Annotated in this window: 13 protein-coding genes; 3 read left to right on the plus strand and 10 right to left on the minus strand. The window is 66.9% G+C overall.

What is annotated here, in order from left to right; translation table 11 throughout:
- The first annotated feature begins 181 nt into the window (after positions 1-181).
- Positions 182-1,291 carry a polyamine ABC transporter substrate-binding protein gene (locus tag E9536_RS28675; RefSeq protein WP_136471680.1) on the plus strand — a complete coding sequence of 370 codons (1,110 nt, stop codon included), beginning with the start codon at positions 182-184 and terminating at the stop codon, positions 1,289-1,291.
- A 206-nt stretch (positions 1,292-1,497) separates the two neighbouring features.
- Here the strand turns inward: E9536_RS28675 and E9536_RS28680 are convergent, their stop codons facing one another.
- The 5 genes from E9536_RS28680 to E9536_RS28705 all read right to left on the minus strand — a co-directional run bounded on the left by E9536_RS28680 (position 1,498) and on the right by E9536_RS28705 (position 6,515).
- Positions 1,498-2,097 carry a DNA-binding protein gene (locus E9536_RS28680; RefSeq protein ID WP_124814948.1) on the minus strand — a complete coding sequence of 200 codons (600 nt, stop codon included), beginning with the start codon at positions 2,095-2,097 and terminating at the stop codon, positions 1,498-1,500.
- Positions 2,094-3,341 (minus strand): MFS transporter, encoded by a 1,248-nt coding sequence (locus E9536_RS28685; protein WP_059856331.1) that lies wholly within the window; start codon positions 3,339-3,341, stop codon positions 2,094-2,096. Before E9536_RS28685 ends, E9536_RS28680 begins: the two co-directional genes overlap by 4 nt.
- 297 nt (positions 3,342-3,638) lie before the next feature.
- Positions 3,639-3,968, minus strand: a complete 330-nt coding sequence (locus E9536_RS28690) for an H-NS histone family protein (RefSeq protein ID WP_027792132.1) — start codon at positions 3,966-3,968, stop codon at positions 3,639-3,641.
- Between the two features lie 371 nt (positions 3,969-4,339).
- A complete protein-coding gene (locus E9536_RS28700; protein WP_136471559.1) occupies positions 4,340-5,689 on the minus strand; it encodes a reverse transcriptase family protein in 1,350 nt (449 codons plus the stop codon).
- A gap of 253 nt (positions 5,690-5,942) precedes the next feature.
- Complete coding sequence (locus tag E9536_RS28705; protein WP_027792134.1) at positions 5,943-6,515, minus strand: hypothetical protein; 573 nt, start codon at positions 6,513-6,515, stop codon at positions 5,943-5,945.
- Between the two features lie 624 nt (positions 6,516-7,139).
- Here E9536_RS28705 and E9536_RS28710 point away from each other — a divergent pair.
- Together E9536_RS28710 and E9536_RS28715 are read left to right on the plus strand one after the other, a co-directional pair.
- The gene (locus tag E9536_RS28710) at positions 7,140-7,412 is read left to right on the plus strand and encodes a hypothetical protein (RefSeq protein ID WP_027792135.1); all 273 of its coding nucleotides are present in this window, start codon (positions 7,140-7,142) and stop codon (positions 7,410-7,412) included.
- Between the two features lie 429 nt (positions 7,413-7,841).
- A complete protein-coding gene (locus E9536_RS28715; RefSeq protein WP_027792136.1) occupies positions 7,842-8,270 on the plus strand; it encodes a VOC family protein in 429 nt (142 codons plus the stop codon).
- 141 nt (positions 8,271-8,411) lie between these two features.
- Here the strand turns inward: E9536_RS28715 and E9536_RS28720 are convergent, their stop codons facing one another.
- The 5 genes from E9536_RS28720 to E9536_RS28740 form a co-directional block, all read right to left on the minus strand.
- On the minus strand, positions 8,412-9,395 hold the full coding sequence (locus tag E9536_RS28720; protein ID WP_060170119.1) for a succinylglutamate desuccinylase/aspartoacylase family protein: 984 nt from the start codon (positions 9,393-9,395) through the stop codon (positions 8,412-8,414).
- Positions 9,396-9,476: 81 nt separating this feature from the next.
- Positions 9,477-10,805 (minus strand): MFS transporter, encoded by a 1,329-nt coding sequence (locus tag E9536_RS28725; RefSeq protein ID WP_136471561.1) that lies wholly within the window; start codon positions 10,803-10,805, stop codon positions 9,477-9,479.
- 180 nt (positions 10,806-10,985) lie between these two features.
- Positions 10,986-11,894 (minus strand): LysR substrate-binding domain-containing protein, encoded by a 909-nt coding sequence (locus tag E9536_RS28730; protein WP_027792138.1) that lies wholly within the window; start codon positions 11,892-11,894, stop codon positions 10,986-10,988.
- 121 nt (positions 11,895-12,015) lie between these two features.
- A complete protein-coding gene (locus E9536_RS28735; protein WP_027792139.1) occupies positions 12,016-12,969 on the minus strand; it encodes an SDR family oxidoreductase in 954 nt (317 codons plus the stop codon).
- Positions 12,970-13,059: 90 nt separating this feature from the next.
- Positions 13,060-14,148, minus strand: a complete 1,089-nt coding sequence (locus tag E9536_RS28740) for a DUF6708 domain-containing protein (RefSeq protein ID WP_136471563.1) — start codon at positions 14,146-14,148, stop codon at positions 13,060-13,062.
- Positions 14,149-14,173 lie beyond the last annotated feature (25 nt).

Genomic DNA, 14,173 nt, shown 5'->3' on the forward strand with positions numbered 1-14,173 from the left:
AATCCGCTCGCGCTTCGTTTCCGTGCGAGCCGGCCCGCAATCGAACGGATTCCTGATCGTCGCGCACCACGCTCGCTCACCGCGAGCGGTGCTCGCGCACGCCCGCTTCATCCGATGAACCGTCGCGCACCGGCCCGCGCATCGCGGATCGACACGCGCCCTGAAAATGGAAGACTTCGTCATGCGAATCCGCACGCTTGCCCGCAGCATTGCAACCGCCGCCACCCTGTCGGCCGCCGCGTCCGCCGGCACGACCGCCCACGCGGCCGGTGAACTGAACATCTACAACTGGTCCGACTACATCGCACCGGACACGGTCCCGAACTTCCAGAAGCAGACGGGCCTCCACGTGCGTTACGACAACTACGACAGCGACGACACGCTGCAGGCGAAACTGATGTCGGGGAATTCCGGCTACGACATCGTCGTGCCGACGTCGAACTACATGGCCAAGCAGATTCAGGCGAGCGTCTACCAGCCGCTCGACAAGTCGAAGCTGCCGAACCTGTCGAACCTCGATCCGCTGCTGATGAAGATGGTCGCCGACGCCGATCCGGGCAACCAGTACGGCGTGCCATGGGCCTACGGCACCGACGGCATCGGCTACAACGTGCAGGCGGTGAAGAAGGCGCTCGGCGACAAGGTGCCGGTCGACAGCTGGGCGCTGGTGTTCGATCCGGCCAACATGGCGAAGCTCAAGAGCTGCGGCGTGTCGTTCCTCGACCAGGCGGTCGACGTGTTCGCGGCCACGCTGCAGTACATGGGCAAGGACCCGAACAGCACGAACCCGGCCGACTACCGCGCGGCGTACGAGGTGCTGAAGAAGGTGCGCCCGTACATCACGCAGTTCAACTCGTCGGGCTACATCAACGATCTCGCGAACAACGACCTCTGCGTGTCGTTCGGCTACTCGGGCGACGTCGGCATTGCGCACCGCCGCGCCGCCGAAGCGAAGCGCCCGTACGAGATCCGCTTCGCGAACCCGAAGGAAGGCGGGCTGCTGTGGTTCGACATGATGGTGATCCCGAAGGATGCGCCGAACCGCGACGCCGCGCTGAAGTGGATCAACTACCTGCAGGATCCGAAGGTCAACGCCGGCATCACCAACGCGGTGTTCTATCCGACCGCGAACAAGGCCGCGCGCCAGTACGTGAAGCCCGCGATCGCGCGCGACCCGTCGGTGTATCCGGCCGACGAGGTGCTGAGCAGGATGACGCTGCTCAAGCCGATGCCGCCCGAGATTCGCCGGCTGCAGAACCGGCTGTGGGCGCAGTTGAAGACGGGGCGCTGAGCGTCGTCGCGCGACGCGATCCGGTGCCGCGCTTCCGGCCGTCCGGACGGCAGCCCGTACAGCGCCGACGCGCTCGTGCTCGCGTCGTAGCGGCGGATGTTCGACCCATTCGCGACGTCGCCCGACCTGCCGCACGGCCGGCGACAGCAGGAACCGGCCGCGCCGAGCGGACGTCGAGACGAATGCGCTCGACGCCATTCAACGCGCTATCGCGGCACCTGCTCCGCCGAAAACGCGTCTTCCACGAACCGGATCACGTCGTCGAGCGACGACGTGCACGTGGCTCCCGCCGCGAGCACGCGAAACGCCCCCTCCGGCCCGAAGCAGACGAGCGGTTTGCGCCAGCGCCGCGCGAGCGCAATCTCCTCGGCCGTGCCGTGCCCGCCCGGCAGCGCGACGATCAGGTCGCTGCTCAGCACGTTCACGTAGTTGCGGTTGATCGTGTGCGGCTCGGCGTCCGGCTCGCGGCGCGGCAGCGGCGTGAGGATCGGGATGTCGACGAACGGATGCGGATAGCCGTCGAGCGGCACGAAGCCCGCGAGCGGATCGGCCTGCGTCGGCAGGATGCCGATCGACCGCCCGGTCCGCCCGGGCACGCCGGCGAACGCCCGCGCGACCGCCAGCATCACGCCCTGCCCGCCGCCCGTCAGCAGGTTGAAACCGGCCTGCGCCAGCCATGCGCCGAGCGGCTCCGAAAACGCGAGCCACGGCTCCTTGCCCGAGCCCATCACGCCGATCGTCCTGTTCTTCTGCTGCATCGTGGTTTCCGGAGAAGGGGTTGGATTGCGCGCGATCGCCGCGCTCATTCGAGCTCGACGCCCTTGAGCTCGGGAATCAGGAACAGCGTCGCGACCATGTCGAGCACGTAGAGGCCGGCGAGCATCGCGATGGCCGTCTGGAACGAATAGTGCGCGGCAAGCGCGCCGACCGCGACCGGGCCGAAGCCGCCCACCGCGCGGCCGATGTTCCACAGCACGTTCTGCGCGGTTGCGCGTGCGGCCGTCGGATAACCCTCCGACATCAGCGTCCCGTAGCCACCGACCATCCCGTTGACGAACATGCCCATCAGCGCGCCGGCCCACAGCATCGCCGTGGGGTCCGACAGCTGCGCATACGCGATGACCGTCGCCACCGCGCCGAGCTGGTACAGCAGGAACGTCGGCTTGCGCCCGATGCGGTCGGCCAGCTGCCCGAACACCCAGACGCCGATCATCATCCCGACGACCGTCGCCGCCGTCCACACCCCCGACTTCGTCAGCGAGAAACCCATCTGTTTCGACAGGAAGGTCGGCAGCCAGATCATGATCCCGTAGTAGCCGAAATTCTGGACCGAACACAGGATCACGATGCCGAGGCTCGTGCGCGCTGTACGGCCGTCCGCGACGAGCAGGCGGAACGCGTTGGCCTTCGGCTGCGCCGCGCGCTGCACGAACGCTTCCGGCTCGTGCAGCTTGTTGCGCATCGCCCACGCGAGCAGCGCGGGCAGCACGCCGACCAGGAACATCCCGCGCCAGCCGATGTGCAGCAGCAGGAACGGCGTCAGCAGGGCGGCCAGCAGCACGCCGGCCTGCCAGCCGAGCGCGACGTAGCACGACACGCGCGCGCGTTTGCTGGCCGGCCACGCTTCCGCCGCGAGCGCCATGCCGATCCCGAACTCGCCGCCCAGCCCGATGCCCGCGATGGTGCGGTAGACGAGCAGATCCCGGAAACCCTGTGCGAACGCACACAGCCCGGTGAAGACCGCGAACAGCAGGATCGTCCAGGTCAGCACACGCACGCGCCCGTAGCGGTCGCTCAGCGCACCGAACAGGATGCCGCCCGCGACGGCGCCGATCAGCGTCCAGGTGACGAGCGCGCCGCCCTGCCCGGGCGTCAGGTGCAGCGCCGCCGTGATCGCCGGCAGCATGAAGCCGAGGATCAGCAGGTCGAAGCCGTCCATCGCATAGCCGATCGCCGATCCGGCCAGCGCTTTCCACGCGTACGCGCCGACCTGCTCGACGCGCGGGGCCGACGGGCCGCCGAGCGTCGGAGATTTCATGTTTGCTGCCATGGTGTCCCGCCACGATTGTCCGGCGACATTCTAAGGCCTGTGCCCGCGAACGAAGGACCGGCAGGTCGGCCAGTGGCGAGGCTCCGCGCGCGCCGGCACCCGTCTGCGGGACGGCATGGCGGCAACCTGCGGGTCATGAACGGGAGAGAAAAACGGCGGGCCGGTGTCGGCGGTGAAGCCGGCGATGTCGCGGCCAGGCCGGACACCGGATGAACGACTACGTGGGGGGAGCAGGTTGCCGGCCGGCCCGCTTGCGCGAGCCGGAGGGCGCCGGAGGGTCCGGCAGCCTGGCCGGCTTCAGCCCTGGTCGTCTCCGGGCCACCAGGTCTTGGCCTCGCGGTCGACGGCGAGCGTGTCGAGATCCTTGCCTTCGAGCCATTTCGGCCGCGGGCCGCGGCCCGACCATGAGCGGCCGGTCGTCGGATCGTAGTACTTGGCAGGTGCCTTGCGTTTTCGCTGGACGATATAACCGAGCGCGCTCAGCACTTCCTGCTGCGAAATTCCCAAAAGCTCGACCTGTTCCTTGAATGCCGCGAGCGCGGCCTGCTTCTCCTTCTGCTTCGCATCCGACAGCTTGATATTCAGGTCCCGAAGTTGTGCTTCGAGTTCCTGCAGGGCCTGGGTCATGTATTCATCCTCTTTGGGCATGTTTTCGCAAAAAGCTCCGATGGCGGAACCTACCACGAAGTTCCGCCGATGGGTGCTGTCAAATGTATGTATCGTTTGCCTGAGCCGGCGTGGCTTGCGCGATACGCACTAAACGACGTCGCGCGTCAATCGATGACAGACTGAACCGGCCCGGCAACGCGCAGCCCGCCGCATACGAAGGCACGGGCGAACGACTGCGGCAAGTAGGCGCCGCACCAGGCACTGGCGCGGCATGGCGCGAATGATAGCAGTGCACGGCATCGCGATGCAGAAGTCGTCGGCCGGCGTCGATCCGGACCCGGTCGCTTTTTGGTCGCTTTTCGGCCGCTCGTCGATCGCTTTTCAGCCGCTTACAGACCGACGTCGCAGGCGTCCCACTCGATCCTGTCGAACAGCGCGCGCAGCTTCGCGCCGCGCGCCGCGTTCAGCGCGGCCGCATGCGCGACGCGCCCGGCGAGATGCGCGTGGAAATCCGGACGCGCATCGCGATTCTGCGACGCCGGCCCGCTCCGGATGCAGTTGGTCAGGATGGCCTTCAGGAGATCGAACTCATCGCGCGCCAGGTTCGGATGACGATTGACGACCACGCCGGCGAGTTGCTGGCGCATGCCGCGCCGCATCACGCGCGTCTTGCGCAGGTGCAGCGCAAAGCCCTCCTCGAGCGCGATCGCGGCAACGCGCACCTGCAGCCGCTCGACGTCGCGCGCCAGCGCGCCGCCGCCGGAAAATGCGAGATCGTCGGCGTAACGCGTGTAGGTTGCATCGAGCGAACGCGCGAGCGCGGCGAGCCGCATGTCGAACCGGAAGGCGCTCAGGTTCGCCAGCGCCGGCGACGTCGGCGCCCCCTGCGGCAGATGCCGTTCTCGATAGCGCTGACGGCCGATCCAGTCGAACCGGTCGCGCAGATCCGGTGCGAGCAGCCGCGCGGACGGCACGCGGTTGGTGCACAGCCCGGTAAGCGTGCGCGCGACTTCGGCCGGGTATCCGAGCGTGACGAACAGCGCGTGAATGCGTGCGGCGCGTATCGATACGAAGAAATCCGCGAGGTCGAAACGGACGACGACATCGCGATCGGCATGCGGCGCCGCGAACGACACGATCCCGTGCCCCTTGCGAAAACCGTGTACCGCATCGTGCGGCGCAATGCGGTCGAGCAGCCCGTGCAGGATGCGGCGCTGCGCTTCGCGCAGCCGGCCCTTCGGGATCTCGACCAGGCGGCACCCGCCGCTGCGCTTGTCGTGCGCCACGTACGTGTAGTGATGCAACGGCGTGGCGCCGCTACGCGCGTCGACGCGCCAATGGTCGGACAGCCAGTCGAGTTCCGGCACGCGCACGCCGAGCCAGTCGGCGAGATCGCCGGGCGTCGCCCATTGCGGCACGTCGCAGCCGGCCAGCGGCGCCGGCAACGGCAGCTGGACGAGCGGCCGCCGCACGACGCGGATCGCGGCGGGCCGGTCGCTGCCGTACCACGCGAGCACGAACGGCGGCGCATCGGCGAGGTGCGCCGCAAGCGCATCGATGTCGACATCGGCCCAGCGCGCGCCGAAGCGCACGAGCGCGGCGTCCGCGACTTCGTGAGTCCACGGCGGCGCGCCGCCGAGCACCGCCGCCATCCGGGACAGGACGCCGGCACGTTCGGGCGCACCGGCCAGCATCGCCTCGGCAATCGTGCGGGTGGTATCGCGCAGGGATGAAGACATGGAAAAGGATGGGCGGGACGATGAGCCAACGTGACGGGTATTGCGAGGAGTCACGTTGCGCAACGCGCAACGGCGCTCCTTGCGACGCATCGGGATGTCGATCTGATCCACGGGGTAGCCCCGTAGTCCTGGAACATCGGCTGCCTGTTCCGGGCGTGAGCTTGACCCACCGGCCCGCGATGCGACTTTAAAGGCCGCGAACGCGGCGTGTCAAACCGGGGCGATCCGGTGCGGCCGGATCGCGACGACCGACCTACGCGCGCCGGGAAAACAGTTCGCGGTACGCGATCGGCGCGACACCGACGCCGGCCATGTTGTTCAGCATCGTGGCCCAGGTCGCGTTGTCGACGCTGACCGGAAACGACCGCACGCGGTTGGCGAGCAGCCAGAAGGTGCGCGTCATGCCGTTGCTCATCGCGACTTCGTACCCGCCTCCCTCGATCCAGTAGCCGACCGGCGGCAGTGCCACCGGTTCGAGGCGGCCGGCCCGGAACGCGGCGGCGGCCGACGCGTACTTGCTGTCGAGCGGCATGACGCGGCGCGGCACGCAGTCCTGCGAGTTCGGCTGCGGGAATCTCGGGCTCGTGCCGAGCCACAGGCCATAGAACGTCTGCGCGTCGAGATGCACGACGTAGCGCTCCGTTTCGGCGGGCGTCGCCGCCATGTAGCAGTCGGCCTGGCCCGGAACGGCGACACGCCACATCGCGCGCTGCGCGCTGAGGTCGACCAGTTCGCTCGCCTGCGGCCGTGGATGGACGGGAGACGGTCGTCCCGCTTCGCGCAGGTCGCGCGCGCGATCGAGACCGATACGAAGACGTGTCAGCATGGGCCCTCTCTTGCTCTCGTGATTTGTTCGAATGAGCCGGGGTGCGGGCGAAACCATCGTCGCGTGTCGGCAAACCGTGTGTCCGGCGCCCCGGCGCTCCCGGTGTGCCCGGGAACCCGCGCAGTGTAGCGCCTTTCCGTTCGGGCACGAGTCGCTTCGTGCCATGGATTCCTCCCGCGCTCGAACGATCGAGCCCCATGTACGCCCATGCGCATCGCCTGCCGCGCCGGCACCACCACCGATCATCGCCTCAATATTCGCCGCCGATTATTTGAATATCGAAACAATCAAAAAATAAAAACAACACCACCCAAAATTCAATTAAATCAAATTCAAACAAAAAATTATCGAATTCCATTAACGATAAATTAATTCGATTGGCGCCCTCAAACCCAAATAAATAGTCTGTGTTGTGCGCCGCAACACCGCGATTCAAAAATCAAAGAGGTAACGGAGGCGCAGCACGAATCATTTCATTCGTGCTTTGTCGCAAAGTTCCAGCTTGCCAGGCCCCGTTGATTTCCAGACGCTTGCGAATCAGCAATCCGGAAGGACAGACATGTCTTTCCGGACGTGGCCGACGTCGTCAGATCGCATCATTTCATTCAATTCCAAAGGAAAGTCATGAAGAAGATTGCAACCGTGCTGTTTTCAGCACTGATGCTCGCCTCCACGTGCGCGTCCGCACAGGCGCTTTGCAAAGCCGGCAAGATCGACAAGATCGAAACCGACACCACCGGCAACCTGCTGGTGACGATCAACGATGGCGTCTACTCGTTCAGTGCCAAGGAAGTTTATTCGATTATTTACCAGGCATATTCGGAAAACAGAAATATGTTTATCTATGGAAATAATTGCGCGAATGGCTCGCCGGCGACCCGCTTTGCGATTCGTTAATCGATCTTGAAGCGCTCGACGATTATCGATACGTGAAGCCCGGTGCTGGATTGACGGTCTGAATCCAGCACCATCGCGGGCTGGGGTGCCGATACTGCGCGACATCGCACCTGCATGCCCGCTACCTGTTCATCCGTCTGCCATTCCCGTCCCGGTAACGATGAAGCCGGCCGGCTTGCCGTTGCGAATCAAGCGTCGTCCAGCGTTTGTCGCCTCCATCGCATCATCGTGACGTTCACGCCGAGCCGGATGCCCGGTTCGTTGCGCCAGGCTCGCGCGTGATTCCATGTGCGGCTTGTGAAAGCGCATGCGCGGCCGTAGCATCAGGCATCCCTGCGTCGGCGACCGTCGGGGCCCGGCCACGAGCAGACGCCCGGCTGTCGGATATCGCCATGCGCGGACCGTACCCATCCACGTCGAAGGCGCCCAATGATCGACCACGTTTACATCTCAGTCACCGACATCGAAAAATCACTGGCCTTCTACGCTGAAGCCTTGAAGCCGCTCGGCTGGAGCATTTTCGGCAACTACGACTCCGCCTCGGGCCCGGAAAGCGTCCCCGATCTTTACGGCATCGGCGACGACGTGTACGGCAAGGGAGCGGGAGTCGGATCGAGCATCTGGCTGCGCAAACGTCATCCCGGCGAGACCGGGCTTTACGTCGGGATCGTCTGCGATACCAATGAACTGGTCGACGCCGCCTACGCCGCTGCGATCAAGGCCGGCGGGATTGACGAGGGGAAACCGGCGGATCGTACCTATTTCGCCCCCGGCTACTACGCCGCCAACGTAGCCGACTTCGACGGCAACCGCCTCGAATTCGTACACAAGGCGTGGAACCCGAAGCGACACGCGTAGCACATCGATGCACGGGCGCCCTGGCTGTTCGGTCTGCGCCGCCCGCGCCGATGCGTGAATCGCATGCGGCATGGCCCACCCCGCATCGGCTGAGAAGCGCGACCGCGCGGGCCGTCTCCCGGCGGTCCGCCAAAGGCGACGTCACCGATCCAGCAAGCGCCCCAGCCGCATCATCGTGACGTTCACGCCGAGATGCCGCATCGACGGTTGCACGATCACGCAGTTGTCGTACGGCGTGACGATCACATGGTCGCCGTCGCGGGCAATTTCGGTGCCGGCCTTCCCGATCACCTCGAGCCCCGTGAACGGTTGCGAGAACCGGAAATCCATCGAACGCGCGACGACCGGCTCCGTGATCTCGACGAACTTCTGCCGCACCGGCGCGGCCTGCGTGAGGAAGGCCGCGACGTCGTCGCGCGCGACCACGCCCGCATGCAGCAGGAAGCGCGCCGCGCTGTCGAGCGCGACGTCACGCGCGCTCGCGGCGAAGTGCTGGCCCGTCTCGATCAGCAGCGCATTCTTCGCGCTCGCCGCGTCGCCGAAGCCGCCGTAGTCGCGCAGCCGCGTGCCGTTCGCATGGCCGCGATCGATGATCACGTGCTCCGGCGTGCCGATTGCGGCCGCCAGCGCGATCGCCTTCTCGAGCGGCCCGGTCATCATCAGCGGCGCGGACGCTTCGTGCATCGAATGAATGTCGAGCAGCAGGTCGACCGTATCGAGCAGCGGACGCATCGCGCGCGCACGCGCGAGCTCGCGGCTGTCGCGCGTGCCGTCGAGCGCGGCCGGCGTCCACACGCGATTCATGTCCTCGTCGAGGTAGCGCGTCGCATCGGCGTTCTCCGCACTGAAGTGCTCGTAGGCGCCCACGTTGCCGAAGCCGAGCGACAGCCGGCCCGCGACCGGCTGCAGGCCCGCGGCCAGCAACGTGTCCACCGCGATCGCGCCGCTGACTTCGTTGCCGTGCGTCAGCGCGAGGATCATCACGTGCTTGCCGGGCCGGCCGCTGTCGAACGTATGCAGATAGTCGATGCCCGTATTGCCCGCGCGCCAGCGCGAGATGTCGGGGAAGGCCACTTCGATCGGATAGGCCGGCAAGGCGGCGCGGATGGCTTCAAGCGTGGTCATGTCGGAAAGGCTCAACAAGGTTCGGAAAAGGCACGGCCGGCGTGTGCCGGCTGCGCCGGAATCGGGTTTGCGGCCGGCGCGTCACGCCCCGGTCGCGCGTGTCGATGGCGCGGCGGCGGCCGCCGTGCCGCGCATCCGGCGGCCGAGCGAAATCACCGACGTGATCCCGAGCACGGCCGTCGCCATCACGTAGAAACTCGGCGCCAGCTTGTTGTGCGTCGCGTCGATCAGCCAGGTCACGATCAGCGGCGCGAAGCCGCCGAACAGCGTCACCGAGAAGTTGTACGACAGCGCGAGGCCCGTGCCGCGCGTGCTCGTCGGGAAGATGTCGGCGAGCAGCGCCGGCAGCGGCGCGAGGCTCACCGCGATCAACAGGCCGACCAGCGCCTGGACCGCGAGCAGCGTCTCGACCGTCGGATAGCGGTTCAGCATGACGAACAGTGGCCACGTCGTCGCGCCGACCAGGATCAGTGCGATCAGCATCACGCGGATGCGGCCGAAACGGTCCGACAGATGCCCGACGACCGGCGCGGCGACCATCAGCATCGCGCCCGTGACGACCGCGCCGAGATACGACGACGTGGCCGGGATATGCAGCTGCTTGACCGCGTACGTCGGCATGTACAGCTTGTGCACGTAGTTGAAAGCCGTGGCCGTCGCGACCACCCCCGCGCCGAGCAGCATGTTCGCGCGATCGCGCACGAACACGTCGCGCAGCGGCGACTTCGCGCGCCCTTGCTCGCCCAGCCGGCGGAAATCGGCCGGTTCGTCGATGTTGCGGCGAATGTAGAGCCCGACCGGGCCGATCAGCAACCCGACCGAAAACGCGACGCGCCAGCCCCACGTGTGCAGCTGGTCGGTCGTCAGCAGCAGGCTCAGCAGCGCCGATACGCCGGCCGCGAGCACCGTCGCGAGCCCCTGCGTCGACATCTGCCAGCTCGCGAAGAAACCGCGGCGCTTCGCGTCGGCCTGCTCGACCATGAACGCGGTTGCCGCGCCGAATTCGCCGCCCGTCGAGAAACCCTGCAGCATCCGCGCGACGATGATCAGCAACGGCGACGCGATGCCGATCTGCGCATACGTCGGCGCGAACGCGATCATCGCGGTGCCGAGCATCATCAGCCCGATCGACATCGTCAGCGATGCCTTGCGGCCCGCGCGGTCGGCGTAGCTGCCGAGCACGATCGAGCCGAGCGGACGCGTGACGAACGAAATGCCGAACGTGCCGACCGACAGCAGCAGCGAAGTCGCCGCGTCGTGCGTGGGGAAAAACAGCTGGCCGATGACGATCGCGAAGTAACCGTAGATCAGCAGATCGTAGAACTCCAGCGCGTTGCCGATGCTCGCGGCGCAGATCTCGCGCCACGGGTTGTGCGGGGCCGGCGTCGCGCCGTGTGTAGTGCGGGTCATCCCTTTGCTCCTCCGGTAATGCTGGCCGTCAGGATTTTGAAAGACGGCGCGCGGCTTTGCCGGCGGCCGTTCGGGCCAGTCAAGCGCGGAGTGTAGGCAACGCGGGGCGGGCGTTCGTGCCGTTTCGGCACGCAATCGTGCCGATCGGCGCGCAGGCCGCGCGGGCGCTGCCCGCGGAAGCTACGCGGCGCCGTCGTCGCGGGCCGGCGCGGTGCGCCAGATCGCGTCCAGTACCGGGTGCGGGTCGTTCCGTCGCCGGTACAGCGCAATGTCGAAGCCGATCTGCCAGTCGGCGCCCCCGACGATCGCGAGCTCGCCGCGCCGGACGTCGTCGGCGACGAGCCGCTGCGGCAGCCACGCCAGGCCGAGCCCGCGGCGCGCCATCGCGAGGATCGCTTCGTACGAGTCGGCCTGGTACACGGGCCGCAACGTCGGGCGGCCGGGCATTTCGGCGAGATGGCGCGCCAGCACCGCGCGCAGGGTCAACGTGCGCGCGAACGCGAGCCACGGCACCGGCGCCTGCCCGGCCGGCAGCCGGTAGCGCACGCTGCCGCGCGCATCGAACGCGCTGACCGGCACCAGCACCTCGCGCGCGACGGACAGCCAGTCGAAGCGGTCGCGATCGATCAGCAGCCGCGTATGCGGGCTCGAATAGACGATCAGCATGTCGGCGTCGCCGGCCGTGAGCTGCAGGATCGCTTCCTCCGCGCTGCCGGTCGACACGGTCGCCGTAAAAAAACCGGCGCGCGCAACGGTCTCGTCGTACCAGTCGGGGAAGAAGGTGGCCGAGAGCGTGCGGCCGGTCGCGATTCGCAGGTTGTTCTCCAGCACCGGCGACGCTTCCTGGAGTTGCGTGCGGGCGCCGTGCAGGACGTCGAGCGCGTTCGATGCCGCATCGAGAAACACGGTGCCCGCCGCCGTCAGTTCGAGCGGCTTCGTGCGCGCGATCAGGCGCGCGCCGACCCACTCCTCGAGCGACCGGATACGGCGGCCGAACGCCGGATGCGTGACGAACCGGTTCTCCGCCGCGCGGGTGAAGCTGCGCGTGCGCGCGAGTTCGACGAAGTCTTCGAGCCATTTCAGTTGCATGGCTGGGCTCCTGGGTGGGCGATGATGGGCCGGCCGGTGCGCGCGGGCCGCCTCCGTCGCGCGGCTGCTGCCATGGACGGCTGCGGATCACGCGGCGCGGGTCGCGGCGCGGCGCCCGATCCTACAGCGTCTGCGGCGCATCGCGCAGCACGGCGCGCAGCGCGATATCGAAAGGCGTCGCGTGATCGATCCCGGCTGCGCGCACGCGCGATGCGTCCAGATGGCAATCGTACGGACGCGGCGTCGCGTCGGTCGGCTGGTCGATCCGCGTGAGCGATGCTTCGATGCCGAGCGCGGCCGCGATCCGCTGCGCAATGTCGTACTTCGTCATCGGCTCCTCGCCCGACCAGTGACGGATGCCCGTGATCGACGCACCCGCGAGATGGCGCAATGTCAGGTCGCGGATGACGTCCGCGACGTCGGGCGTATAGGTCGGGTAACGGATCGCCCAGGCGTCCATGCCGACCGCGGCGGCGCCCGGCCGTGCGGACGCGGCGATCGCCGGCACGAGACTCGTGACGGCCGATTCGCTCCAGTCGACGATCGGGCCGTACAGCAGCGGCAGGCGCAGCACGCACGACAGCGGCGACGCGGCGAGGAGCGCTGCCTCGCCTTCCAGCTTCGTGCGGCCGTAGATGTTCAGCGGATTCGGGGTGGCGTCCTCGCGGTACGGAGCGGCCTTGCCGTCGAAGACGTAGTCGGTGGAGATACCGAGCGTCCATGCGCCGTGGCGCGCGGCGAGCGCGCCGATGCGCGCCGGGGCGGTGACGTTGATTGCGCGTGCGCCGTCAGGATCGCGTTCGCAGACGTCCGGGCGGCGTTCGGCCGCGCAGATGATCACGGCGGCCGGCTGGCGGGTGGCGAAGAGGTGTTCGAGGGCCGGCTCGTCGAGGACGTCGAGTTCGGCGAGGTTTTCCGCCGGCAACGCAAGGCGTTTTGCGCCTGCGCCGTGCGGGTTGCGGATCGTCGCGACGAGGTTTAACGAAGACTCGCGGGACAGCGATGCGGCAACCGCGCGGCCGAGGAGGCCGGCGGCGCCGATGAGAAGGACGGTCGATTGCGGTACGGTAGCCATCTGTGAAAGGGGAACGGGGATTCCCCAATCTATACAAGAACAGGCAACCGATGTCGACTCCCCTCACTCGTCGGCTGCATGCCCGCCTTCTCAGGAACCGTGGGCAAGGAGGCGATCGGCGCCGAACACCTGCGTGAACAGCAGCCACAGCAATATCGCATCGAGCGCAGGCATCGCCACCGTACCCAGCGCGACCGAAACACGGCTGTAGGTCTTCTTCGCCGGCCGCACGATTGCGTCCTCCGGCGCCACTCGACATTGCGCATCCACCTCCGCCGGCCAGCGAGGCAAACGGCTCATGCGCATGCCGAGCCAGCGGAACAGGCCGGCCGGTGTCGTGAGCGGCGCGAACAGCACCGCGAACGGGCCGAACATCTGCCATAGGCGATGCACGCCGTAAAGGAACGGTTCACGGCGGTTTTCGATCGGCAACAGATAATTCGGAGCAGGCACGCTCGCCGGCCCTTCCTCCATGTAGCGGCGGAAGTATTCCCAGTGCGCGAGCAAGGGCTCGTCCGGCCCGATACCCTTCGGGTGAACCGGCATGACCGCGCCCAGGTAGAGCGCATGCGTCACTTGCCCGTCCGCGTCCGGCAAATAACCGAGCACACCCCAGTTCAGTCCCCCCTTCTTCAGGCAAAACACCAGTTTGTCCCAATCGAGCGACCATACGCCGCCGGGGCCGTTATGCCGGAACACGTGCACCTTGCGTGTGGAGCGCACCAACCGGATCGGCTTGTAGGTGTAGCTCAACATGTCCTGCTTCCATTGATAGCCGATCATGAGGAGCAATGGGGCGCCGACTATCACAAGCAACGCCAGCAGCACCAGCGAAAGAGCAATCGAATCGAACCGGTTGGTAAAGACCGAGATCAATACCAGCATGTCGACAAACAGAAGTGGCGCCAGCAAAAGCGTGAACACCATCCCGCCGAAGCCGCGTCGCATGTATCGGCTATCGGCGACTTCCAGATAGGTTGCGTTGTACGACACGGCCATATCCAGCGACGTCGGCTGCCCCGTGATCCGTGCTGGCTTCGTCTTGCCGAGTTCGTACGCCAGCATTTCGCCCGTCGGCGCCCATGGTTCCTTCGGCGGCATTCCGAACTCGGCTTCGAGCCAGTAGCGCTTGCTGAACAGTTGGCCCCAATAGGCCTTTGCTGATGCGTCGTCGCTCATGTCGGTGCCCGCGTTTTTGTCTGCT

It is taken from the genome of Burkholderia sp. LS-044 (assembly GCF_004803625.1).
Classification (GTDB): domain Bacteria; phylum Pseudomonadota; class Gammaproteobacteria; order Burkholderiales; family Burkholderiaceae; genus Burkholderia; species Burkholderia cepacia.